Genomic DNA, 24024 nt, shown 5'->3' with positions numbered 1-24024 from the left:
ACATAATGTCCAACTTATTTAATTAACTAATTTATTAACATTTTAATGGAGAACATCAAGAACATTGCACCTCTGTCGGATTTTGACTGGAATGCATTCGAGAACGGAGTCGCTGAAAGCGCTCAAAGCCAGGAAGAGCTTGAAAAAGCTTACGACCAGACCCTTGGCCGCGTAAATGAAAACGAAGTGGTTGAAGGTACGGTTATCTCTATCAACAAGCGCGAAGTTGTTGTTAACATCGGCTACAAGAGCGATGGTATCATTCCCGTAAATGAATTCCGTTACAATCCTGAGCTTCAGGTGGGCGACACTGTTGAAGTGTACATCGAGAATCAGGAGGACAAAAAAGGACAGTTGGTTCTTTCTCACAAAAAGGCTCGTGCAAGCAAATCATGGGAGCGTGTTAATCAGGCTCTTGAAAACAAAGAAGTGGTTAAGGGTTACATCAAGTGCCGCACAAAGGGTGGTATGATTGTCGATGTATTTGGAATCGAGGCATTCTTGCCCGGTTCGCAGATCGATGTTAAGCCTATCCGCGATTACGATGTATTCGTTGGTAAGACCATGGAATTCCAGATTGTGAAAATTAATCAGGAATATAAGAATGTTGTTGTTTCCCACAAGGCACTCATTGAAGCCGAACTTGAGGCACAGAAGCAGGAAATCATTTCCAAACTCGAAAAAGGTCAGGTGCTTGAAGGTACTGTCAAGAACATCACTCCTTACGGTGTATTCATTGACCTTGGTGGCGTAGACGGTTTGATCCATATCACCGACCTTAGCTGGGGCCGTGTGAATGATCCGAAAGAAATCGTTGAACTCGACCAGAAACTCAATGTCGTTATTCTTGATTTCGATGAGGAAAAGAAGCGTATTGCCCTCGGCCTGAAGCAACTTACTCCGCATCCTTGGGATGCCCTCGATGCTGAACTCAAAGTAGGTGACAAGGTTAAGGGTAAAGTTGTCGTTATGGCCGATTATGGCGCATTTGTTGAAATCGCAGCCGGCGTGGAAGGTCTTATCCATGTAAGCGAAATGAGCTGGAGCCAGCATTTGCGTTCTGCTCAGGATTTCCTTAAAGTAGGTGATGAAGTTGAAGCCGTTATCCTGACTCTCGACCGCACCGAACGTAAGATGTCACTCGGTATCAAGCAACTCAAAGAGGACCCCTGGAAAGATATTGAAGTTAAATACCCTGTAAACTCCAAGCATCAGGCCAAGGTTCGTAACTTCACTAACTTCGGCGTGTTCGTAGAACTTGAAGAAGGTGTGGACGGACTGATTCACATCTCAGATCTTTCTTGGACTAAGAAAATCAAACATCCTTCTGAGTTCACTCAGATTGGTGCAGAAATCGAAGTAGTTGTTCTTGAAATAGATAAAGACAACCGTCGTCTTTCTCTCGGTCACAAACAGCTTGAAGAGAATCCTTGGGATGTATTCGAAACAGTTTTCACAGATGGCAGCATCCACGAAGGTACAATCATCGAAATGCTTGATAAGGGTGCCGTTGTACAGCTCCAGTATGGCGTAGAAGGTTTTGCAACTCCCAAACATCTCGTTAAGGAAGATGGCAGCCATGCTCAGCTCAACGAGAAACTCCCCTTCAAGGTAATCGAATTCAACAAGGACAGCAAGCGCATCATTCTCTCTCACAGCCGTACATTCGAAGATGTACAGCGTGCAGAAGCCCGTGCTGAGAAGAAGAGTGTTCGTAAGACTGCTAAGAAAGAAGAAACTGTTGCTGGTATCCAGAATCAGGCCGCTTCCACCAGTCTCGGAGATATTGATGCTCTTGCAGCTTTGAAAGCTAAAATGGAAAAGGGTGAATAATTCACATGAAAACGGATTAATCAATGAATGATATGGACTTTTCAAAGAAGTCTGAATGATTTGATTATATAAGAAAAAGAAAAGTCTGCATACAAAATTTGTATGCAGACTTTTCTTTTTCTTAAGAGTGGAGATTTCTTGTTTGGAAATAGTGCTATATTTCTAATTTATTTTGTATCTGAAAGGATATGAGGGTGTTTCTTATTTTATAATGATCTTGAGGATAAAAAACTTGCGTTTTCAATTCTTTCTGTAAGAATTGAAAACGCAATCGAACTTATTGTAACACAGGAATAATGTGTATGATTGAATTTTGAATTTCAGTTGAAATAATTTTGTAAGTTGTCAGTACTTATTAAAATTTGTATTTTATGCCCGTCAGGAGCATAAGTGGCATCGGATGATGTAAAGAGGCGTTCAATGAGGTCTGCCATCTCCTCAGGAGTGAGATATTGTCCAATTGGTAAAGCTGCTTTTTGTGATAAAGATAATGATATTAAATGTATTACTGGGTCGCCGGCTTGCAGCTTTCCCTGTAGTGCATCATCGGCTATACCTTGTAGTAATGTGATGTAATCCACTCCTTCTGTTCCTGTCGGTATACCTTGAATAGCATAGCTTCCTCCTCCTAATGGAGAAATATCAAAACCAACATCTGCTAATGTCGGGAGTAAGGTATCGAAAGTGGTGGCCGACGATGGAGATAGCTGTAGCATTTGTGGGAACAGTAATCCTTGGCTTACTCCTTGGTGCTCATTTTGTTGTTGGCGGTACATGTCGTAAAGTAGTCTCATATGGGCACGGTGTTGGTCTACAAGTAGCAGACCTTTGTTTGTTGCTGTTACGATGAAGCGTCCGCGGAACTGAAAACAAGGTGTGTCGTTTTTTTCCCAAATGATTTGCTCTTCTTCGGATAGTTTGTCGTATAATGTAGGGACATTACTTAGTGTGGAATCGTCAGAAATCTTGAAATCTTCTTCTGGAATCGTAGTGTAAAGTTCTTGCCAGTCATTGTTTTTTCGATGATTAGACGTTGTGGAAGGAGATCGATTATCTGTCGATGAATGAGCGCTGGATGTTTTGTTTTCGTTATTGGTGGCGAAAGGGTTGAATTGATTGTTTATATGTACTTGGGGCTGGACAACAGTATCAGTGTTTGGATTGAATATTGGAATATTAGGACTATTGGTCGTGTCAAAGTCGATGGTAGGTATGGCGTTGAATTTTCCTAATGCTTCTCTTACAGCAGCTAAAATGATTTGCCATAATGCCTGATCATCCTGAAATTTGATTTCTGTTTTTTGAGGATGAATGTTGACATCTATTCGTGAAGGGGCTAAATTGAAATTCAAAAAATAATGAACCTGTTCTCCTTCTGGAATTAATCGTTCGTAAGCAGACATAATGGCTTTGGCAAAGTAGGGATGACGCATGTAGCGTCCGTTGGCGAAGAAAAATTGATGAGCCCCTTTTTTCCGTGCACTGTCGGGAATGCCGACATATCCGGATATTGTTGCTAGGGATGTTTCAACTTCAACCGGTATCAAATGACTGTCTATTTTTTTTCCAAAAATACCGCTAATTCGTTGTCGGAAATTACCGGAAGGTAATGACATTATAGGTTTTTCTTCGGTATGGATCGTGAAGGCTATGTCGGGATGTGCTAACGCTATGCGCTCAAATTCCTGTATGATATTAGTTAGTTCTGTTTGATTGGATTTGAGGAATTTTCGTCGTGCCGGAATGTTGAAAAATAAATTACGAACAGCAAAGTTTGAGCCAATGGGGCAGGCTATAGGTTCTTGTGCTGTTACTTTGCTCCCTTCAATATTTATACAGACTCCTAATGTGTTGTCTGCTAGCCGTGTGCGTAACTCAACTTGTGCAACCGCAGCAATGGAAGCTAAGGCTTCGCCGCGAAATCCCATGGTGCGGAGACTGAACAGATCGGTGGCTTCACTTATTTTTGAGGTTGCATGGCGTTCGAATGCCAAACGGGCATCTGTTTCACTCATTCCCTTGCCATCATCCACTACCTGTATGCATGTCTTACCGGCATCTGTTATGAAAATCTGAATGCGGCTAGCTCCGGCATCAATGGCATTTTCTACTAATTCTTTAACAACGGAACTAGGGCGCTGAATGACTTCTCCGGCTGCGATTTGATTGGCAACAGCATCAGGAAGTAATTTGATAATATCGCTCATGGAGATGTTTTGTAAACCAGGTTAGAAGAGTTTTCATTCAAACTTTTGTATTGGGGCTTCATGGCGTATTGAGGGTTTTAGCTCCATTCCCTTTTTCTTTGGTCGCCATTCAAACAGATCATATTTATTGCGTGGCCGGATATAATCAAACCATGCAAAATTTGACAGCCGGGTTCTTTCTGCAGGAGCAAGGCCGGCAACATAGAAACATCCGGTTGAAGCTGGTGCCCATAATTTTCGTAATTTACGATTTTCCATGAACATTCGTAATTGAGATGTCTCTGTGTAATTTTGATAGATGATTGTACTGTCTTTTTCTAATGGAAAGTTTACGATATGGACATTGCCATCAGCGCAGTTGAGTTTCATTTCCCCTTGCTTGAAATAGGAACGTAAAAGGTGTGCGGTAACTTGATTGAAATGAACGGAATCTAACTGTTCTATCATGATGGCCTGTCGTTGTACGTAAATGCTGTCAATTGTAGAATCGTTAGCAAAAATGTTTATTTCCTCACCTACAATTTGTTTATTTTCACTCCATACAATAGGATCGCGGTAGAGAGATAATTTATGCTCTAAAGAGTTGAATACAAGAGAGTCGGAAACGGCCTGTACATCGGAACGATAAGCTCTGGCATGGAAATAGCCATGGAGAACACGAAAAGTACTGTCTGTTTTTAGATTATAGGAAAATAATCGTAATGTATCAGCATGTACGAACAGAGTGTCTTGTTTGTTAGCATAATATTTGGCTAACGCATTGCCGTAAGCTATGGCTTCACCTATGATGTCATTATATTTGCAATAATCTCCGGAAAGAATATTTTTGTTGGTTTTGTCATGGTAGACAACGTTGCGAAAAGCTTCCATAATACCGTTCTTTTCATTATAATAGATGCTATCACCTATCATGGTATTCTCTCCATTGAGGACTGTAGATCTGTCGAAAAGTTCAATTTGACCTGTTTGAGTATAATAGAAACCGTGGGTGGTGGCAACTTGATTCTTATCACTATAGATATTGGAAGGACCTACGATTTCCGCTATTTTTGTGATTGTATTATAATGTAAGGTGTCAGAAACTAATCGAAATTTAGGATTGATCAATTCGACATTATAATTGAAAGTGGATTGTCTTGTGTCGGTGTAGTATTCACCCCAATCTGAAGTTAGGGTATTATCTTTATCTACTAGTTTACCACCATCAAAAAAGTAAGCTTTTCCATAGAGACGGTCATAATTAAGTGAATCGGTGGTAAGAATTTGTCCTCTGTGTGTTAATATCACGTTTTCACGCGCTTCAGCTAAAGCTTCATTACCATCATAGAACATTCGCTTACCGGTGAGTGAGAGAGTATCACCTTGAGTTAATCTAACATTGTCATAAGCTTCAAACGAATTACCTGCTTGAAAATATACGGCACTATCACATTTTAGTATCATGCCGTCATGTCTGAAAACAACATTACCACTTAAGCGTTGTGCATCGGGATGCTCGTATTCGTCATAAAACCAGTGATCGGCATGAATAAGTTCTATGCGCTTGTTATTTTGTGCTGGGGAATAGGTGAGGGTAGGGAACGTCGTGGTAAATATAGGATTTGCTTGGGCTAACACTGATAGGAGAAATATCAATATAGCCCAAGCAAATTTGTTTTTTATTGAATAAGAGGAAAAATTCATTTAATCCAATTTGGGTACATGAAATCACAATTTCGCCAGTTGGGATTGATTCTTACAAATGTTTGTTTTTGCTTGTCAATAATCCACTGCTTTATTTTTTCTTCACTGCGTTTTTGGTAAACAATGTCTTTGAGAACTTGAAAATCTTCAGTCATGTGTGCTCTATGGCTTTCGATTTTATTTTTCAATTTTATGATAGCACAGACTGTTTGTCCTTTTTCATTAGTCATTTTGAAAGCTTTGGAAACTTCTCCAGGTTGCATGGTCTCTACGACTCTTGCCACATCTGGAGGAAGTTGCTCCATTTGGAAGCGAGACATGTTGGTATGAGTCTCAGGATTTAAGTAAGCCATTAAACCTTTGTTATTTCTTGTGTTTTTGTCATCTGATTGAACAGCGGCTTTTTCAAAAGTTAATTTGTTTAATCGGATGTCGTTTGCAATGGAGTCTAATTTCTCTAGGCTCTTTGTAATTTCGTTTTCTTCTATTTCAGGTTTCAACAGAATGTGGCGTACATTGACTTTATCTCCTCGTTTGTCTATAAATTGAATGATATGGAAACCATATTCGGTACGTACAATTTTTGAAACCTTTTTAGGGTCATTGAGGCTAAAAGCCACATTGGAGAACTCTGGTACCCATTGGTTGCGTCCACTATAGCCTAATTCTCCTCCATTGCGTGCAGAGCCATCTTGAGAATAGAATTTTGCTAACATAGAGAACTCTGTTTCTCCTGAGTTTACTTGACGTGCAAACTCCCGCAAACGCTCTTCTATGCGTTCCACCTCTTTACGAGTTACTTGAGGAGCAGAAGTTATAATTTGAACTTCCACTTGTGTTGGAATTAAAGGTAAACTATCTTGTGGTAAGTTATTGAAATATTCACGTACTTCTGCCGGAGTGATTTTTAGGTTATCTGTAATTTTTTTTCGTACTTGGCGGATTTTCTCATCATTGCGAAACATTGTTTTCTGCTGTTCGCGAAATTGTGCAATTGTTTTGCGGGCCATTGTTTCAACATTTTCACGTGAACCAAAATTTTGAATAGCACGGTTGACTTGCTCATCGGCTGCTTTTATAATCAGTGATTCATCGACTTCAATGCTGTCCAAAGCTGCTTGATGGAGAAATAGTTTTTGTATGGCTAATTGTTCGGGAATTACACAATATGGATTTTCTATGCGTTCACCATACATTTCTGCACTGATACGCATCTCTTCGACATCGCTTAATAATATGGGTTCATCGCCAACCATCCATATGACTTCGTCTACAATATTATTATTTTGTGCCGAAATCGCTGATGTTAATATCAGTGTTGCTATAGTTGTAACTAATTTTTGAGGCATAATTCTATTTTTTATATAAGAAGCTATTTTTTACACACTCAAAAGAGCTTATAGTCAGTGCTTATTCACAGTTGACAATATATCTCTGTTGATTGTGAAAGTATATTCTTTGCGTAATTTTTCAATCCAGACTTGTTCGAGTTGTTCTTGATAATCTGCTAGAACTTGTTGTTTAACATCCAAGAAATTTTGTGGTTTATTTATTTTTTTACCAGAAACTCCAACATATTTGAAATCTGTTTTTGTCGGAACTGATTCACCGCCAAATACGCATTGATCTATATAAGCGTTTTCACCTTTTTTTACAAGATAAGGTCCTGAAACGCTTACTGTAACAGAATCTTTGTTGAATGTTTGTTTCAAAAGTCTGCGCCAATCTGGATTATTGGAATTTTTCTTAATGAAAGAATTGACTTTTTTTATTAAGTTGTTATTTTTACTTCGAATTACAAAACCTTTAAAATGAGGTTCTGTCCAAATGTAATTCTTTTTATTAGCCTTGAAAGTTGCTGCTAGACCTTTTTCGTCATTTGCAGCGATATCCCAAATAAGGCGTTTACTAATTTCATATAATAAAAGTCCGTCATGATATTCCTGTATAAGATATTTTAAATCCGGTTGACGAGTTTGTTGTATTTGCAGTATACTGTCGAGAATTGCTGAGCGTGTTAACTTTTCTCCACTTGCAGTGATGAGTTTTTGTATATGATGTTCTGCAGATAGTTCTTCGATGTTTTGACGTTTAAGCGATGCGTAAATTTCTGGTTTTAACACTTCATAAGGCTCTAATTGTTTACGTTCAAGCATCTTAATGATGTGAAAGCCGACAGAAGACTGTATCGGGGAAGACATTTCTCCAACATTAAGCGAATAGGCTGCTTCTTCAAATTCTTTCAATGTCATATTGGGGCCAATCCAAGGTAGTTCTCCGCCACGTGAAGCAGTTCCTCTGTCTTCTGAGTGTCTTTGTGCTAAATCAGTAAAATTACCTCCTTCTTTTAATCTTTGATATAGGGAGTCGATTTTAGTTTTTGCTTGTTGTCTGTCTTTTTCTGAAGCATTTTGCTTGATTAATATTAAGATATGCGCTAAGCGTAATAAGTCTTTCCCTTCTAGTTGATTGGCTGTTCTTGTGTAAATACTTTGTGCAATGGAATCAATATAAGTAGTATCTATGAGTTGGGGAATTAATTGCATGTCACGATATTGCATAAATTCCTCTTTGAAACTACTCAATGTGTCAAGATGAGCGGCTTCGGCTACTGCTACTTTTAGTTTATAATTAACAAACATTTCAGCATATTCATCTACTGTTTTCTTTTCTAGTGCACCTTCAATATTCCCATTTTTATTGTAAGAATATTCAAATTCACTACGATAAACTGGTTTGCCATTGATGGTCATTAGGATTGGGTCCTCATTCTGAGACCATCCGATAAGACTCATAAAGAAAAATATGGAGATGAATATTTTTTTCATATTTAAATGATTTATAGAGCTGTAATGATAATACTCTTATCCTTATTTTTTGCGACATATTGGTAGTGCAAACTTATAAGGATAAGAGTATATTCTTTAATATACAGTTGATGTATTTTCAATTATAAACATTAAGAGTGTTATTTATTCAGAGCGGCTATAATTGGGGGCTTCACTTGTAATTGTTATGTCATGAGGATGACTTTCCATAACACCAGCACCTGTAATACGGGTAAATTTAGCATTATGTAATTCATCGATGGTCGCAGCACCACAATATCCCATACCAGATCGTAATCCGCCTACCATCTGATAGATGACTTCTTGTACAGATCCTTTATATGGAACGCGACCGGCAATACCTTCCGGAACAAGTTTTTTGATTTCTACAACACCTGACTGGAAATAACGGTCCTTTGACCCATTTTCCATAGCCTCAAGACTTCCCATTCCACGGTATGTCTTGAATTTACGGCCGTTGAAGATTATTGTTTCTCCGGGACTTTCTTCTGTTCCTGCAACAAGTGAGCCAATCATGACACAATTTCCACCAGCGGCCAAGGCTTTTACTATATCGCCAGAATAGCGCAATCCACCATCAGCAATAAGGGGTACTCCGGTACCTTTCAATGCGCAAGCGACATCATAAACCGCAGATAACTGTGGAACTCCAACACCGGCGACAACACGTGTTGTGCAAATAGAACCGGGTCCGATACCTACTTTTATGGCATCAGCACCGGCATCGGCCAACATTTTGGCGGCGGCACCCGTAGCTACATTACCAACAACAAAGTCAACACCTGTAAACGCACTTTTGGCTTCGCGTAGCTTGTCTATAACAAACTTGGAATGTCCATGAGCTGTGTCTATAACAATGGCATCTGCACCAGCATTTATAAGAGCTTCCATACGTTGCATTGTGTCGGCTGTGACTCCAACACCTGCTGCGACACGTAAACGTCCTTTGGTATCTTTGCAAGCCATTGGCTTGTCTTTAGCTTTAGTAATATCCTTATAGGTGATGAGACCTACTAGTTTTCCGTCTTTGTCAACAACCGGAAGCTTTTCGATTTTATTTTCTTGGAGGATTTGTGCAGCACTTGTTAAATCTGTTTGTGTATTGGTGGTTACAAGATTTTCACAAGTCATGACTTTATCTATATGTTTATCTAAATCACGTTCAAAGCGTAAATCGCGGTTGGTGACAATTCCCACTAAATGCATTGCATCGTCAACTACGGGGATTCCTCCAATATGATATTCTTGCATTAAGGCAAGTGCATCACGAACGGTCTTTCCACGTTTAATAGTGATAGGGTCATAAATCATGCCATTTTCCGCACGCTTTACGATTGCTACTTGACGTGCTTGCTCTTCGATGGTCATGTTTTTGTGTATGACTCCGATACCTCCTTCACGGGCAATAGCAATGGCCATCGGTGCTTCTGTAACAGTGTCCATTGCAGCTGTTACAAAAGGAATTTGTAGGGATATGTTACGGGAAAATGGCGTACCCAGACTCACAGTACGTGGTAGAACCTCTGAATAAGCAGGAACTAAGAGGACATCATCAAAAGTGAGACCGTCCATTACAATCTTGTCGGCAATAAAATCAGAAATCATAACTTTAAGGATATTTTATTGCATGCAAAATTACTTTTTTCCTGTGAGGTATACAAGTTATTGGTTTCTCTTTTTACCTTTTTAAGGTAGCATTTTATAAAAAACTTCAACCTCTGCCTTTACTGTAGCAGGATTCTCTGATGGATGTTCTGAAATATACCATTGGGTAAAGGCATCTATTGCAGCGCGTTTCATTTGTGCGCGTCCAGCTCGTAAACCGCTTTGATAATTATTATAAGGTAATAAGTTTTTATTATAATTGCCGTCGCTCATAAGTAAGTGTATATATGATGATAAAAATCAAGTGCGCTACATTTTGTAGTGCACTTGATTTTGTATTAGAGAGAAAGACTTTTTATCTTACTTTCTCTACAATAGCTTTGAATGCTTGGGGATTGTTTACTGCGAGATCTGCCAAAACTTTGCGATTGATTTCTATGCCTGCTTTGTGCAGATTGCCCATTAATTGAGAATAAGAAAGTCCTTCTAAGCGAGCGGCTGCGTTAATACGCTGAATCCACAAGGCGCGGAAGTTACGTTTTTTTGCACGACGATCACGGAATGCATAAGTCAGACCTTTCTCCCAAGTGTTTTTGGCAACGGTCCAAACATTTTTGCGAGCACCATAATAACCGCGTGTTAGTTTTAAGATTCTTTTTCTTTTTGCTCTTGAAGCAACGTGATTTACTGATCTTGGCATGTGTTTGTTTTTTAGGGCAGTTAGCGCCGTTTTTTATAACGAACTTTGTGCTAAACAGCCGGTTAAACTAATAATGATTAAAAGATATTCGTTAAAGATTAACGGAGGCAGAGAAGCTCACGTACTTGACGTACGTTAGTACCGTCAACAGTACCGGTTTGAACCAAATTACGCTTCTGCTTTTTCGTTTTCTTAGTCAAAATATGACTATGAAATGCGTGTTTTCTTTTAATCTTACCCGTTCCGGTAAGGGCGAACCTCTTTTTGGCACCGGAATTAGTTTTAACTTTTGGCATTTTCTTTTTGTTTTTAATTATTAATGTTAGCGGCTGCGTGAGATACCAAACACAAACGCGCTTTATATTTGTTTATTTTAAATAAACTCTGTTCAGAAATCTTCACCTTCTACTTTAGGACCTGTATATTCCTTTGGAGCTTTTATCTTTGGAGCTGCTTTTGCTTTTTCGGGAATTGCAGTAATTTCTTCTGAGGACTCTTCTGATTTTTTTGTTACAGGTGTTTTTTTAGGAGCAATGAAGATAATCATGCGCTTACCTTCCAATACCGGCATTTGCTCTACTTTTCCATAATCTTCCAAATCGCTGGCAAAGCGTAGTAATAATACTTCTCCTTGTTCTTTGAATAGTATGCTTCGTCCGCGGAAGAAAACATAAGCTTTTACTTTATCGCCATCTGTAAGAAATTCTTTGGCATGCTTTAATTTGAAGTTGTAATCATGCTCATCTGTCTGTGGCCCAAATCGGATTTCTTTCACTTCAATCTTCACTTGTTTGGCCTTTAATTCCTTTTGGCGTTTTTTCTGCTGATAGAGGAATTTTGAATAATCAATCAAACGGCAGACCGGAGGTTGTGCGTTAGGTGAAATCTCTACGAGATCCAAACCTTTCTGCTCGGCTAGTTGTAATGCCTTATGGGTTGGCAGAACCATTGCTTCCGCATCGTCTCCTACTATTCGTACCTCACGTGAACGGATTTGCTCATTGATGCGGTACTTATATTTCATTTTGTCGTTCTTCATTCAGAATGTTTCAGTTGTCGTTTGTGTGATTGTTGTTGATGTTTATTGTTTTAGCGGCTGCAAAGTTAATAGTTTTTTGTCATTTCAACGACTTCGTCATTGATTTTCTTTGCAAAATCCGCAATATTCATGCTCCCTTGGTCTCCTTCTCCTTGCTTGCGAACGGAAACCGAGTTTTCGGTTGCTTCTTTTTCGCCTACAATAAGTAAGTAAGGTACATGCTTCATTTCATTGTCGCGGATTTTCCTGCCTATCTTTTCCGAACGGTCATCCACATAAGCACGGACATCCTGCTCGTCAAGTATTTTGCATACTTTTTGGGCATAATCATTGAATTTGTCGGAAATAGGGAGAATCGCGACTTGGTCAGGCATCAGCCACAATGGGAAATGACCGGCAGTGTGTTCTATGAGCACAGCCACAAAACGCTCCATGGAACCGAATGGTGCGCGATGAATCATGACTGGGCGGTGTTTTTGGTTATCTGAACCGGTATATTCAAGTTGAAAACGCTCAGGAAGATTGTAGTCTACTTGAATGGTGCCTAATTGCCAACGGCGACCTAACGCATCTTTAACCATGAAGTCTAATTTGGGGCCGTAGAAAGCAGCTTCACCATATTCGATATGGGCCGGTAATCCCTTTTCCTTACATGCTTCAATGATGGCTTGCTCCGCGCGTTCCCAATTGTCTTCAGAACCGATATATTTTTCGCGGTTTACTTTGTCACGCAAGGATATTTGAGCTTCAAATTTATCGAATTTCAAAGCACTGAATATAATCATTATTATATCCATTACACGTAGAAATTCATCTTTAACCTGATCGGGACGGCAGAAAATGTGAGCGTCATCCTGAGTAAAGCCACGTACACGTGTCAAGCCATGTAGTTCACCACTTTGTTCATAGCGGTATACTGTTCCGAACTCTGCCAATCGTAGTGGAAGGTCTTTGTAAGATCGTGGTTTCCAGGAAAAAATGGCACAGTGATGGGGACAGTTCATTGGTTTGAGCATGTACTCTTCGCCTTCTTCAGGGGTATGGATCGGTTGGAAGGAATCTTTTCCGTATTTAGCATAATGTCCGGATGTTACGTAGAGATTTTTTGAACCGATGTGTGGAGTTATTACTTGCTGATAACCGTAACGTTTTTGTATTTTCTTCAGGAAATCCTCAAGCCGTAACCTTAAGGCTGTACCTTTAGGCAACCACATAGGCAATCCTTTCCCAATGAGGTCGGAGAACATGAATAACTCCATTTCCTTGCCAATTTTGCGGTGGTCGCGACGTTTTGCTTCTTCTAATAATTGTAAATATTCATCCAGAAACTTTTTCTTTGGGAATGCAACACCATAAACACGTGTCATTTGGGGACGTTTCTCGTCACCGCGCCAATATGCCGAACTTACAGCCATCACCTTCACCGCTTTGATCGGTGCTGTGCTCATAAGGTGCGGACCACGACATAGATCTGTGTAATTGCCTTGTGTGTATGTTGTTATATTGCCATCTTCAAGTTCTTCAATCAGCTCGTTCTTATAATGCTGGCCGCAATTGCCGAAGAATTTTAAAGCATCACTTTTCCTGATTTCTTGGCGTACAAGAACTTCTTTACGGGTGGCTAGTTCTTGCATTTTCTTTTCAATTTTTTGAAAATCGCTTTCAGAAATTGAAATGCCCTCGGGAGGCATTACGTCATAGTAAAAACCGTTTTCTATCGCAGGACCAATACCAAATTGAGTGCCAGGCCATAGTTCCTGCATGGCCTCGGCCATCAAGTGGGCTGAGGTGTGCCAAAAGGCATGTTTACCTTCAGCGTCTTCCCATTTATAGAGTTGAATGGTTGCGTCTTCATTGATTGGGCGGTTTAATTCTACCGTTTCCCCATTGATGCCGCAAGCTAAAACATCTTGAGCCAAACGCGAAGAAATGCTTTCGGCTATTTGAAGTCCCGTAACGCCTTTTTCATATTCGCGTATTGATCCGTCGGGAAAAGTTATTTTAAGCATAATCCGATTGTTTTATATTGGCGCAAAGGTAACGATATTTTTTGAATAATAAAGCATTTGGTCGATCTAAAAAGCACAGTCTTTTCCCATCTGCCGTCCTGAGAGATGTTTGTAGCGGTGAATAGTAAAGAGCAGTTCCGTTCTTTATATAAAAGAAGAAACTGCTCTTGATTTCTCTATTATCGTAGCATCGTTGATTAATAGTTTTCTGCTTTGAGTTCGAAATAACTTTTGGGATGTTCGCAAACAGGGCAAACCTCAGGGGCTTTTTTGCCTATTACGATATGGCCGCAGTTGCGGCATTGCCAGATACAATCGTTATCGCGGGAGAATACAATTTTTTCGTTGATGTTTTGCAGTAATTTACGGTATCGTTCTTCGTGATTTTTCTCAACGGCAGCTACACCACGCATGTGGGCAGCGATTTCTGTGAAACCTTCTTCCTCTGCTTCTCTGGCCATGCGGTCGTACATGTCAGTCCACTCGTAGTTTTCACCAGTCGCAGCTATTTCCAGATTTTCGATGGTGGATTTGATTCCTCCTCCCTGAAGAAATTTAAACCATAATTTGGCATGCTCCTTTTCATTGTTGGCTGTTTCTTCAAAGATCGCCGCAATTTGTTCGTATCCGTCCTTCTTAGCTTTAGAAGCGAAATAAGTGTACTTGTTCCGCGCCATTGATTCTCCGGCAAAAGCTTCCAGAAGGTTTTTCTCTGTTTTCGTTCCTTTCAATTCTTTCATAACAAAATTCTTAATAATAAAACAATTTAACTAAATCTCTTATATTTTCATGTAGGTAAATGTTTCTTGAATACATGGTACTCTTGCTTGAGGACATCGGCTACAATTGGTGGAACTGCTGTTGAAATGTCTTCTCCGCAATGCAAATGGCGTCGGATTTCGGTGGAACTCCAAGGGTAGAGTGGTACGTCTTTCAGCATCAATACATTAGAAGGTAGATTTTCTTTCTCTATAGCATAATCCGGACGTGGATAAATGATAATTGTATGGTTGCGTAACAACTCCTCATAGTCAGCCCATTTGTGAAATACCCGCCAATTGTCTCCTCCAATCAGTAAGGAAAAATCGGTGCCTGCATATTGATGGCGCAAGGCCTTGAGTGTATTTGAAGTGAAGGAAGGCCGTGGCAGTTTGAATTCGAAGTCGCTCACCACGATATGGGGTTCATTAATAACAGCCAGTTCGGCCAGTCGCAGGCGAAACCTTTCAGGCATGAGGTCTTGTTGTTCTTTCAGTGGATTTTGCGGAGATACCATTAACCAAACTTCATCGGCCATGTCATTCGCTAATACGCTTCTTGCCAAAGCTATATGGCCGTTGTGGATAGGGTTGAAAGAACCGCCGAAAATTGTTACCCGCTTCATTTCGAGAGAAATGTCTTGATGACGGCCAGGGTTTCGGCTTGCGCTGTAGCCAAATCATCGTTAATGATGATTTGGTCGAATTTTGGAGCGAATGAAAGTTCGAATTCTGCGCGTTCTATGCGTTGCTCTATGATTTCAAGAGAGTCTTCCCCTCTGCCTTCCAGCCGTTTCCGCAAAGCGTTGATTGACGGTGGCTGAATGAACAGGCTGATGGCTTCTTCACCGTAGTGATGTTTGATGTTACAGCCCCCTAGGACATCGACATCGCAAACCACGTTCTCTCCGGCTTTTAATTGTTTATCTACCTGCTCTTTGAGAGTGCCGTAATATCGGTCTTTATAGACTTCTTCATATTCAAGAAATTTACCGGCGGTGATATGTTGGCGGAACTCTTCCGGTGAGAGAAAGAAGTATTCCACACCGTGTTGCTCACGGCCGCGTGGCGGTCGGCTGGTGGCGGAAATGGAGAAATGAAGATTTAGCCCTTTTGTCATCAAGTAGTTGATGATGGTACTTTTTCCACTACCGCTAGGTGCGGAGAAAATAATGACTTTACCTTTATTCATTGAGAGGCTACAGTAAGAGTTGCATGACAATTTAGCGTCTGTCACATAACGTTGAGCACCTGCTCCTTAATTTGTTCCAGTTCGTCTTTCATCATTACTACGATGTTCTGCATTTCTGCGTTGTTGCTTTTCGAACCGGTGGTATTAATCTCACGGCCCATTTCCTGAGCTATGAAACCGAGTTTTTTCCCTTGTCCGTGGCCGTTTTCCATTGTTTCGCGGAAGTAGGCCAGATGGTTGGTCAGTCGTTGCCGTTCTTCGCTTATGTCAAGTTTCTCTATATAGTATATCAACTCCTGCTCCAGACGGCCGGCATCATAGTCTATACCTTTTAGTTCGCTCAGGCGCTCGGTGAGCCGTTGGCGGATTTTCTCTACGCGGCTTTTCTCATAAGGTTCGATGCTTATCATCAAAGCTGCGATGTTGTCAAGTTTTTCCGTGAATTTTTCGGCAAGGGCTTCACCCTCTTGCTTGCGGAATTCTACCAGCCGGTTAATGGCTTCTTTTACGGTGTGGAGCATTATTCCCCATTCTTCATCACTAATCTCTTCCGTTGATGCGCTTTGGGTCGTCTCTGGTAATTTCATGACCACGTCCCATATCCTGCTTTCGTCAAAAGGTATGTGGTTGGCCTGGCTGATCTCACGCATTTGGCGGATGTATTCCGTTACGGCTTCTGCGTTGATGGAGACTGACTGGGAAACGGCTTCCTTTTCAATCCATAAGTTGAACTCGACTTTTCCGCGTTCCAGCTGTTTGGCCAGCAGTTGCCGGATTTCCATTTCGCGTTCGCGGTAGAGAGGTGCGATGCGTGCTGAAAGGTCAAAATTTTTGGAGTTGAGAGATTTTATTTCTACATGTATTTTTTTTCCATTGAAATGGGCTTCGGCCTTACCGTAGCCGGTCATCGACTGTATCATGTTTTTTGTTTTTATTACGTGGCAAAGATATAACAATAAATTGACAGGTGAGAAAGAATGAAGAAAAAATAACAAGGATTAGGATATTGTGTTTTTTTGTGAGGTGGGAGTGTCAATGAGCTTTTGTCGTTGTAATGAAAATGGTATGACCAGTGTATATTATATGCTATATTGGAAGTGAAAAAGGAGTGCAGGTTACTGTTTTTGATCATTAAGTCAATGGCCATGGAAGAGATTGTTCAAAGATTTTCCGAAGAGGAATAGGGGAAGATTTCTTGAGATGGAGACCACCCTTAGCTTTAACATATTTAACCTTTGTATACATTTAAGAGGGCTGAAAAACTATATTTCAAGTATTGGATTTGAAAAGTCTGTATTCGAATTTTAACACGAATACTTGGAATTTGAATTGCAATACGGAGATTTTGTTCGTAAAATGAGATGGTTTTTCGCGCTGTCAGGCCTGAAAAACAATGGAAAAGCAGGACTTTCGTGTAGAAAGCCCCGCTTCGCTATTACAAATATACGAAAATTTTTTCTGAAAAACAAGAAATGTTAAAATCGTGTCGGTGGGTATTTTCTCCGAAATATCATGTTGATTAAGGTTGATGTCGGATATTCTCCTGGAGTTTTTTCTTTTACCGCATTTGGGACAAAAACTGGTTCCTGTTCTCTTTTCTCGTGTCTGTTCTGACACCGTTTTACGCTTTTTTATCGGCAAAACTTATCAGGCGGCTGATGTACTTGCCCAGAATGTCGAACTCAATGTTTACCTTGCTGCCTTTTTGTATGTTGCGGAAGTTGGTGTGTGTGAGTGTATAGGGTATTATACAGACTTGAAAGCTGTTATCGGTCGGATTGCATACAGTGAGGCTTACGCCGTTCACAGTAACGCTGCCTTTGTCTACGGTACAATATCCTCGTTGCGCCATTTGGCGGTCGTGCCGGTAAGTGAACGTGAATATGGTGCTGCCTTCAGCCTCTTCTATAGCCGTGCATTCGGCAGTGGTGTCTACGTGTCCTTGTACAATGTGTCCATCCAGGCGCCCGTTCATAGGCATGGAACGTTCCACGTTTACTTCGTCACCTATGGTTAGTGACCCTAAATTGGACCGGCTGAGGGTTTCGTCTATGGCAGTTACGGTATAGGTGTCGTCTGTTCGTGCCACCACAGTCAGGCATACGCCGTTATGCGCTATACTCTGATCTATTTTTAATTCGTCGGTAAAGCCGCACTTAAAGGTGAGATGTAGGTTCTTTTGGTCGCGTTCCAAGGCTATGACCTGTGCGACGTCTTCAATAATTCCTGAAAACATATCTGCTGTTTTATTGTAAATGTATGATGGTGCAAAAATAAAAAATATTATTGGTTTACATGCTATCGTTTGCTTGTCAACCGAAAATAGATTCGTAACTTTGCTTTCGGTTTTATAAACATCAAAATTAAAAGGTATTATGATGAACGAATGGTTTGAATGTAAAATAAAGTATGACAAGACCATGGAGAATGGTCTGATGAAGAAGGTCACAGAACCTTATCTGGTGGATGCCTTGAACTTTACGGAGGCTGAACGCCGTATAATAGAAGAGATGACACCTTTTATGACCGGTGAATTTCAGGTGGCCGACATCAAGCGTGCTCATTATGCCGAGTTTTTCGAGACGGCAGAAGAGAGTGCTGACCGTTGGTTTAAGGCTAAATTGGTATTTGTGACATTGGATGAAAAAACTGGTAAGGAACGTAAAACGTCTCAGAACGTTCTTATTCAGGCCGCGGATTTGAGAGGGGCTATTACTCGCCTTGACGAAGGCATGAAGGGATCGATGATGGACTATGTGATTGCCTCTGTGGCCGAGACGCAAATCATGGATGTGTACCATTATAAAGAGGCTGTACCTGAATTTTCGCAGAAACAATCGGTGGAGGAGTAATTATGACTGATATTCAGAGACGACTGACAGATATTCAGGCCCAGCTCCCCACTGATGTGAAGTTAGTGGCTGTCTCGAAGTATCATCCGGCGGAGGCGATTGAACAGGCTTATATTTCGGGAGCCCGTCTATTCGGCGAAAGCCGCGCTCAGGAACTTGTGGTTAAGCATCAGGTATTGGCCGAAGATATTGAGTGGCATTTTATAGGTCATTTACAACCCAACAAGGTGAAATACATAGCTCCTTTTGTGTCCCTTATTCATGCTGTTGACAGTTTGAAACTACTCCGCGAAATTGATAAACAGGCGCATCGTTGCGATCGGATAATTCCTTGTTTGCTTCAACTTCATGTGGCGGAAGAAGAAACTAAGTTTGGATTGACACTTAGTGAATGTCATGAACTTCTATCTGGCGGTGAGTGGCGTGATTTGCATCATGTCCAAATAGTCGGTCTTATGTGCATGGCAACAAATACGGATGATGAAAATCGCATCCGCCATGATTTTCGTATGGCCTATGACTTTTACAGAAAGGTTAAACAGGAGTTCTTTAATGATACGGTAGCTTTCCGCTTCCGTTCTTGGGGGATGAGTGGAGATTTTCAAATAGCTATTGAGGAGGGAAGCAATATGGTACGTATTGGTTCATCCATTTTCGGTGACAGGTCCTATTAGAATTCAGATACCTTGATTTGTTTTAAGATTCTGGGATTTTTCTGTGGGAGTGCCTCCGATTGACCAATGAATACAATAAGGGAAGATTACTGCCATTGGAATGTTCAGTATCTTCCCTTATTGTGTGTGTTGTATTTTGACGCAAGAAGCAGTTTGTAGTGTTTCAGATACCCCCTTCTCTTATCAATTCGCGTGTTGTGCGGCGTGGCTTTTCTAACACTTGCAAGGTGTGAAGTTCGTTTTTGGCTGTTGCCTTTATCGTTATTGTGGGAGTGTGGTTCCCAAAGAAACTTTCGAAAGGACTACGTGGTGTTTGGTGCATGTTGAATGTCGCATCAAAATGGAGTTCCGGCAGTTTGATGATGCCTGTGTCCAGAGGAACTATCACATATTGTTCCCACACTATGGTATAATAAGGACGGCCTTTTTCAAGGGAACGGCTTAAAGTGTTATGGCGATTGATATTTAGTGCTCGGCTCCGTGCATTTTTTACCTTCATTTTTGTTTTGCATTCTACTTGGGTAAAAGGCATGTTGGCGAAGAGTATGTATGAAACCAGTATGCTGTCGCCTTGGTACACCTCTTTTTTGTCGCAGAAAGTACGCACAAAGAATTGCACTTCCTTTTTTTCTTTAGTCAGTGAGGGCAAGCAGAAAAGAATACTGGCGAGAATGAAGAGAGTACGTTTCATTTTGCGGGGCATTTTTTCTTTTGAAAAACCTAGAGACTCTTTCAGTTAAGTGTTTTGCATTCTTCCAACCATGCCGTTGAACAAGCATCACTGGGCATGCGCCAGTCGCCACGAGGACTGAGGGAGCAACTTCCTACTTTAGGGCCGTCGGGCAGGCAACTGCGCTTGAATTGCTGGGAAAAGAAGCGGCGGTAAAATGTAATAAGCCATTTCTTGATTGTTTCATCATCATAAACAGTTACACGTTCATCGGATCCGCCGAATGCCTGTTGGGCCATTTTATATATTTTAGTCGGCCGGAACCCGAATCGCAAAGTATAATAAAGGAAAAAGTCGTGGAGTTCGTAGGGGCCTACGAGGTCTTCTGTCTTCTGTGCTATATTTCCGTCGCTATCGGCCGGAATGAGTTCGGGACTGATAGGGGTATCAACAATATCGAGTAAAATGTTACGGCTATATTCGTCCGCGACATTTTCCGCCACCCATTTTACGATGTGCCGGACAAGTGTTTTGGGGATAGAAGCATTTACGCCGTACATGCTCATGTGATCGCCGTTATAAGTGGCCCATCCCAGTGCCAGTTCGCTGAGGTCTCCTGTACCTATGACAAAACCGTTCATCTGGTTGGCGGCGTCCATCAGTATTTGAGTGCGTTCTCTAGCTTGAGCATTCTCATAGGTGATGTCATGTTGTTGAGGATTATGTCCTAAGTCGCGGAAGTGCAATTCGCAAGCTTCGCGAATGTTTATTTCACGGATGGTTACGCCTAGACTCTTCATGAGTTCTATTGCATTGGTGTAGGTACGTTCTGTTGTGCCGAATCCTGGCATGGTAATACCTATAATTCCTCGGCGGTCGAGTTTGAGACGATCGAAAGCATTGACCGCAACGAGGAGAGCCAGAGTGGAGTCAAGGCCGCCGCTGATACCCACAATGACTGTTTTTGTGTTGGTGTGGCGAAGCCGACCTGCTAGTCCTTCCGACTGTATGCTGAGGATTTCCTCGCAACGTCTGTTCAACTCTCCACTTTGAGGTACAAACGGCAAGGCGTTGACGGAGCGTGAGAGAGGATGGGTGTTTTCTTGTGTTGTGCCGGATTCTAGTTCTATGGTACGGTATGCAGACCGGTTGATTTGTTGATGTAGAAGTTCGTATGCGGAGGAAAATGATGTGTTGACACGTCGTTCGTGGCGCAACAGTTCGACATCAATATCACTTACAATAATCTGTTCTTCCAATAGGAAAGGTGCTCCTTCTGCCAAAAGATGACCATTTTCGGCAATATAGGCACGTCCGCCAAAGACAACGTCCTGCGTACTTTCTCCCCAGCCGCATCCGGAATATATGTAGCCGCAAAGTGAGCGGGCGCTTTGGTTGATGACGAGTGTTTTCAGGTATTCTGCCTTACCGATAATCTCGTTGCTTGCGCTCAGGTTGAAGATCAGGTCTGCGCCGGCCAATGTAAGCCATGAACTCGGAGGAATTACTGCCCAAAGATCTTCGCATATTTCTATGCCGAATTTAATATCGGCAATGTCGAAAAGTAATTTTGTGCTGAATGGCACATTTTGTCCGCAGAATTTGAGTGTGGCACCTTCCGGTAATGTTGTTCCGGGGTGGAACCAGCGCATTTCGTAGAACTCATTGTAGTTGGGAATGAATGTTTTTGGGACGATGCCGTGTACTTTGCCACGCTGCAGAACTGCTGCACAGTTGAAGAGTGTTCCGCTATAGGCTATAGGCACGCCGATGATGGTTGTGACATTGAGGTTTCGGCTGAATTCCATGAGACGCAGTAGGGAGGCCTCTGCTTCGTCAAGTAATATTTGCTGCAAAAAGAGATCCTGGCAGGAGTAACCTGTCAGATTCAATTCTGGGAAACATACTATTTTAATGCCCATTCCTTCTGCACGAGCCATTATTTGCTCCACTTGTTCCGTATTATAGCGGCAGTCGGCAATCCTTACTTGTGGTACGGCTGCGGCAACTTTAATGAAACCGTTGTACATGTTCAATTAGGTTTTATAATGATATATGGAGTAATCAGGCTGAAGTTTTGGAAGTTATTCCTCATAGCGTGATTACTCCTATATATAAACAATGAGTGTCTTGTAAAGTGGTAAGGTCAGTTGCTTTTTTACTTGTCAGTTGGTTTGATGTCCAGATAAAGTTCGTCAAGTTGTTTGGGGTCTACGCATGAAGGTGCGTCGAGCATAACATCGCGTCCGGAATTGTTCTTTGGGAAAGCTATACAGTCGCGTATGCTGTCGAGTCCGGCAAAAAGTGAAACCCAACGGTCAAGGCCATAGGCAAGTCCGCCGTGAGGTGGAGCGCCATATTTAAATGCGTTCATAAGGAACCCGAACTGTTCTTGCGCACGTTCGGGAGTGAAACCAAGGACGTTGAATATTTTGGCCTGAAGCACGGCATCGTGAATACGGATGCTTCCGCCTCCAACTTCAATGCCGTTACATACCATGTCATAGGCATCGGCCAGAACATTTGCCGGATCGGTGTCGAGTTTGGCTATGTCGGAGGGTTTTGGGGAGGTAAACGGATGGTGCATAGCCATAAGACGGCCTTCCTCTTCGCTCCATTCAAACATAGGGAAGTCCACCACCCACAGCAAGGCGAATTTGTTCTTGTCGCGCAGACCGAGTCGTTGTCCCATTTCAAGACGGAGTTCGCATAGTTGCTTGCGTGCTTTCATCATGTCCGGACCGGAAATGATGAGGATAAGGTCTCCCGGCTTGGCATTCATCTTTTCTGCCATTGCGGTTAATGTTTCGGGAGAGTAGAATTTGTCAACGGAGCTTTTCACGGTTCCGTCTTCCTGTATGCGGGCATAAACAAGTCCTTTTGCGCCTATCTGTGGGGATTTCACAAAATCGGTGAGTTGGTCTATTTGTTTGCGCGTATAAGAGGCGCAACCTTCTGCACAGATGCCTCCTATGTAGGCCGCATCATTGAACACGGCGAAATCTCCGGTTCCTTTGAGAATATCCATCAATTCTACAAACTCCATGCCGAAACGCATGTCTGGTTTGTCGGAGCCGAAGCGGCGCATTGCCTCGCTCCACGGCAGGCGCAGGAAAGGCGCTTCTCCCAAGTCGTAGCCGCGCACTTCTTTGAAAAGATATTTTGTCATGCCTTCAAAGAGCTTGAGTATGTCATCTTGCTCGACGAATGACATTTCACAGTCTATTTGTGTGAATTCCGGCTGCCTGTCTGCACGCAAGTCTTCATCACGGAAACATTTTACAATTTGGAAATAGCGGTCTGTGCCGGCTACCATGAGCAGTTGTTTAAGTGTTTGAGGGCTCTGTGGCAGGGCGTAAAATTGTCCGGGATTCATACGTGAGGGCACGATAAAGTCGCGTGCGCCTTCAGGTGTGGAGCCGACTAGGACCGGGGTCTCAATTTCCATGAAACCTTTTTCATCGAGATAGTGGCGCACTGCCAGACAGAATTTGTGACGCAATTCAAGATTTGCGCGTACATTAGCGCGGCGGATATCAAGATAACGGTATTTCATGCGCAGGTCATCGCCGCCGTCAGTATCTTCTTCAATGGTGAAAGGAGGAACTTCGGAGGCGTTGAGTATGTTGAGTTTCTTTACGATAATCTCAATTTCTCCGGTAGGCATTTTGTCGTTTTTGGCATAACGCTCATTGACAGTGCCGACAATTTGGATGACAAATTCGCGGCCAAGCTTGTTGGCGCGTCCGCATAGTTCGGCATCAGAACTTTCGTCAAAAACCAGTTGGGTTATACCGTAACGGTCGCGGAGATCAATGAAAGTCATACCACCCATTTTGCGACTGCGTTGTACCCAGCCTGCCAAGGTCACTTCTTCGCCGGCATGTTCAAGGCGAAGTTCCCCACAAGTTCTACTTCTATACATGTGTTGTCTGTTTTTTATTTTCTTTGTT

General features: G+C 41.8%; 21 protein-coding genes. 3 read left to right on the top strand and 18 right to left on the bottom strand.

All coding sequences use genetic code 11. From position 1 onward, the window contains the following. The first annotated feature begins 45 nt into the window (after positions 1-45). Positions 46-1833, top strand: a complete 1788-nt coding sequence (gene rpsA, locus C5S62_RS10575) for a 30S ribosomal protein S1 (protein WP_104405347.1) — start codon at positions 46-48, stop codon at positions 1831-1833. A 320-nt stretch (positions 1834-2153) separates the two neighbouring features. Here the strand turns inward: rpsA and mutL are convergent, their stop codons facing one another. The 15 genes from mutL to C5S62_RS10500 all read right to left on the bottom strand — a co-directional run bounded on the left by mutL (position 2154) and on the right by C5S62_RS10500 (position 18111). Continuing rightward, complete coding sequence (gene mutL / locus C5S62_RS10570; RefSeq protein WP_104405346.1) at positions 2154-4040, bottom strand: DNA mismatch repair endonuclease MutL; 1887 nt, start codon at positions 4038-4040, stop codon at positions 2154-2156. A 33-nt stretch (positions 4041-4073) separates the two neighbouring features. Continuing rightward, positions 4074-5723: an OstA-like protein gene (locus tag C5S62_RS10565; RefSeq protein ID WP_104405345.1), complete on the bottom strand. Its 1650-nt coding sequence runs from the start codon at positions 5721-5723 to the stop codon at positions 4074-4076. Then, complete coding sequence (locus tag C5S62_RS10560; RefSeq protein WP_104405344.1) at positions 5720-7072, bottom strand: peptidylprolyl isomerase; 1353 nt, start codon at positions 7070-7072, stop codon at positions 5720-5722. Before C5S62_RS10560 ends, C5S62_RS10565 begins: the two co-directional genes overlap by 4 nt. 54 nt (positions 7073-7126) lie before the next feature. Continuing rightward, positions 7127-8551: a peptidylprolyl isomerase gene (locus tag C5S62_RS10555; RefSeq protein ID WP_104405343.1), complete on the bottom strand. Its 1425-nt coding sequence runs from the start codon at positions 8549-8551 to the stop codon at positions 7127-7129. 144 nt (positions 8552-8695) lie between these two features. Continuing rightward, on the bottom strand, positions 8696-10177 hold the full coding sequence (guaB, locus tag C5S62_RS10550; RefSeq protein ID WP_104405342.1) for an IMP dehydrogenase: 1482 nt from the start codon (positions 10175-10177) through the stop codon (positions 8696-8698). Positions 10178-10258: 81 nt separating this feature from the next. After that, positions 10259-10450 carry a hypothetical protein gene (locus C5S62_RS13320; RefSeq protein ID WP_133159579.1) on the bottom strand — a complete coding sequence of 64 codons (192 nt, stop codon included), beginning with the start codon at positions 10448-10450 and terminating at the stop codon, positions 10259-10261. An 82-nt stretch (positions 10451-10532) separates the two neighbouring features. Further along, positions 10533-10877: a 50S ribosomal protein L20 gene (rplT, locus tag C5S62_RS10545; RefSeq protein ID WP_104405341.1), complete on the bottom strand. Its 345-nt coding sequence runs from the start codon at positions 10875-10877 to the stop codon at positions 10533-10535. A 98-nt stretch (positions 10878-10975) separates the two neighbouring features. Beyond that, the gene (gene rpmI, locus C5S62_RS10540; protein WP_104405340.1) at positions 10976-11173 is read right to left on the bottom strand and encodes a 50S ribosomal protein L35; all 198 of its coding nucleotides are present in this window, start codon (positions 11171-11173) and stop codon (positions 10976-10978) included. 92 nt (positions 11174-11265) lie between these two features. Next, on the bottom strand, positions 11266-11916 hold the full coding sequence (gene infC, locus C5S62_RS10535) for a translation initiation factor IF-3 (protein ID WP_104405339.1): 651 nt from the start codon (positions 11914-11916) through the stop codon (positions 11266-11268). Positions 11917-11981: 65 nt separating this feature from the next. Next, a complete protein-coding gene (gene thrS, locus C5S62_RS10530) occupies positions 11982-13925 on the bottom strand; it encodes a threonine--tRNA ligase (protein ID WP_104405338.1) in 1944 nt (647 codons plus the stop codon). A 197-nt stretch (positions 13926-14122) separates the two neighbouring features. Next, positions 14123-14665, bottom strand: coding sequence for a rubrerythrin (rbr, locus tag C5S62_RS10525; RefSeq protein WP_104405337.1), 543 nt, complete (start codon positions 14663-14665; stop codon positions 14123-14125). A gap of 47 nt (positions 14666-14712) precedes the next feature. Beyond that, positions 14713-15309, bottom strand: a complete 597-nt coding sequence (gene nadD / locus C5S62_RS10520; protein ID WP_104405336.1) for a nicotinate (nicotinamide) nucleotide adenylyltransferase — start codon at positions 15307-15309, stop codon at positions 14713-14715. Continuing rightward, positions 15306-15875, bottom strand: coding sequence for a guanylate kinase (gene gmk / locus C5S62_RS10515; RefSeq protein ID WP_104405335.1), 570 nt, complete (start codon positions 15873-15875; stop codon positions 15306-15308). Before gmk ends, nadD begins: the two co-directional genes overlap by 4 nt. A 41-nt stretch (positions 15876-15916) precedes the next feature. Beyond that, positions 15917-16795 (bottom strand): YicC/YloC family endoribonuclease, encoded by an 879-nt coding sequence (locus C5S62_RS10510; protein WP_104405334.1) that lies wholly within the window; start codon positions 16793-16795, stop codon positions 15917-15919. Between the two features lie 701 nt (positions 16796-17496). Beyond that, positions 17497-18111 (bottom strand): riboflavin synthase, encoded by a 615-nt coding sequence (locus tag C5S62_RS10500; protein WP_104405332.1) that lies wholly within the window; start codon positions 18109-18111, stop codon positions 17497-17499. Between the two features lie 136 nt (positions 18112-18247). Here C5S62_RS10500 and C5S62_RS10495 point away from each other — a divergent pair, with 136 nt between their 5' ends. Both C5S62_RS10495 and C5S62_RS10490 read left to right on the top strand, forming a co-directional pair. Then, positions 18248-18727, top strand: coding sequence for a DUF4494 domain-containing protein (locus C5S62_RS10495; RefSeq protein ID WP_223301221.1), 480 nt, complete (start codon positions 18248-18250; stop codon positions 18725-18727). Between the two features lie 2 nt (positions 18728-18729). Beyond that, entirely contained in the window at positions 18730-19401 is a 672-nt protein-coding gene (locus C5S62_RS10490; RefSeq protein WP_104405330.1) for a YggS family pyridoxal phosphate-dependent enzyme, read from the top strand. A gap of 163 nt (positions 19402-19564) precedes the next feature. Here C5S62_RS10490 and C5S62_RS10485 read toward each other — a convergent pair whose 3' ends face one another. From C5S62_RS10485 to aspS, 3 genes are all read right to left on the bottom strand, one after another. Beyond that, positions 19565-20092, bottom strand: a complete 528-nt coding sequence (locus C5S62_RS10485; RefSeq protein ID WP_172486013.1) for a BatD family protein — start codon at positions 20090-20092, stop codon at positions 19565-19567. 41 nt (positions 20093-20133) lie between these two features. Then, positions 20134-22101, bottom strand: a complete 1968-nt coding sequence (locus C5S62_RS10480) for an NAD(+) synthase (protein ID WP_104405328.1) — start codon at positions 22099-22101, stop codon at positions 20134-20136. 128 nt (positions 22102-22229) lie between these two features. Then, complete coding sequence (gene aspS, locus C5S62_RS10475; RefSeq protein WP_104405327.1) at positions 22230-23996, bottom strand: aspartate--tRNA ligase; 1767 nt, start codon at positions 23994-23996, stop codon at positions 22230-22232. Positions 23997-24024: the final 28 nt, after the last annotated feature.

The organism is Prevotella sp. MGM2, from assembly GCF_002933955.1.
Lineage (GTDB): Bacteria > Bacteroidota > Bacteroidia > Bacteroidales > Bacteroidaceae > Alloprevotella.
The sequence above is the reverse complement of the archived record's forward strand: the minus strand, read 5'-3'. Positions and strand labels throughout refer to the sequence as shown.

Excerpts from the sequence above, each read along its gene's own strand:
- mutL (WP_104405346.1), bottom strand. The coding sequence starts at position 4,040 with ATGAGCGATATTATCAAATTACTTCCTGATGCTGTTGCCAATCAAATC.
- thrS (WP_104405338.1), bottom strand. The coding sequence starts at position 13,925 with ATGCTTAAAATAACTTTTCCCGACGGATCAATACGCGAATATGAAAAA.
- C5S62_RS13320 (WP_133159579.1), bottom strand. The coding sequence starts at position 10,450 with ATGAGCGACGGCAATTATAATAAAAACTTATTACCTTATAATAATTAT.
- C5S62_RS10490 (WP_104405330.1), top strand. The coding sequence starts at position 18,730 with ATGACTGATATTCAGAGACGACTGACAGATATTCAGGCCCAGCTCCCC.
- C5S62_RS10485 (WP_172486013.1), bottom strand. The coding sequence starts at position 20,092 with ATGAAACGTACTCTCTTCATTCTCGCCAGTATTCTTTTCTGCTTGCCC.
- C5S62_RS10510 (WP_104405334.1), bottom strand. The coding sequence starts at position 16,795 with ATGATACAGTCGATGACCGGCTACGGTAAGGCCGAAGCCCATTTCAAT.
- gmk (WP_104405335.1), bottom strand. The coding sequence starts at position 15,875 with ATGAATAAAGGTAAAGTCATTATTTTCTCCGCACCTAGCGGTAGTGGA.
- infC (WP_104405339.1), bottom strand. The coding sequence starts at position 11,916 with ATGAAGAACGACAAAATGAAATATAAGTACCGCATCAATGAGCAAATC.
- rplT (WP_104405341.1), bottom strand. The coding sequence starts at position 10,877 with ATGCCAAGATCAGTAAATCACGTTGCTTCAAGAGCAAAAAGAAAAAGA.
- C5S62_RS10560 (WP_104405344.1), bottom strand. The coding sequence starts at position 7,072 with ATGCCTCAAAAATTAGTTACAACTATAGCAACACTGATATTAACATCA.
- C5S62_RS10565 (WP_104405345.1), bottom strand. The coding sequence starts at position 5,723 with ATGAATTTTTCCTCTTATTCAATAAAAAACAAATTTGCTTGGGCTATA.
- rpmI (WP_104405340.1), bottom strand. The coding sequence starts at position 11,173 with ATGCCAAAAGTTAAAACTAATTCCGGTGCCAAAAAGAGGTTCGCCCTT.
- C5S62_RS10555 (WP_104405343.1), bottom strand. The coding sequence starts at position 8,551 with ATGAAAAAAATATTCATCTCCATATTTTTCTTTATGAGTCTTATCGGA.
- C5S62_RS10480 (WP_104405328.1), bottom strand. The coding sequence starts at position 22,101 with ATGTACAACGGTTTCATTAAAGTTGCCGCAGCCGTACCACAAGTAAGG.
- rpsA (WP_104405347.1), top strand. The coding sequence starts at position 46 with ATGGAGAACATCAAGAACATTGCACCTCTGTCGGATTTTGACTGGAAT.
- nadD (WP_104405336.1), bottom strand. The coding sequence starts at position 15,309 with ATGAAGCGGGTAACAATTTTCGGCGGTTCTTTCAACCCTATCCACAAC.
- aspS (WP_104405327.1), bottom strand. The coding sequence starts at position 23,996 with ATGTATAGAAGTAGAACTTGTGGGGAACTTCGCCTTGAACATGCCGGC.
- C5S62_RS10500 (WP_104405332.1), bottom strand. The coding sequence starts at position 18,111 with ATGTTTTCAGGAATTATTGAAGACGTCGCACAGGTCATAGCCTTGGAA.
- rbr (WP_104405337.1), bottom strand. The coding sequence starts at position 14,665 with ATGAAAGAATTGAAAGGAACGAAAACAGAGAAAAACCTTCTGGAAGCT.
- guaB (WP_104405342.1), bottom strand. The coding sequence starts at position 10,177 with ATGATTTCTGATTTTATTGCCGACAAGATTGTAATGGACGGTCTCACT.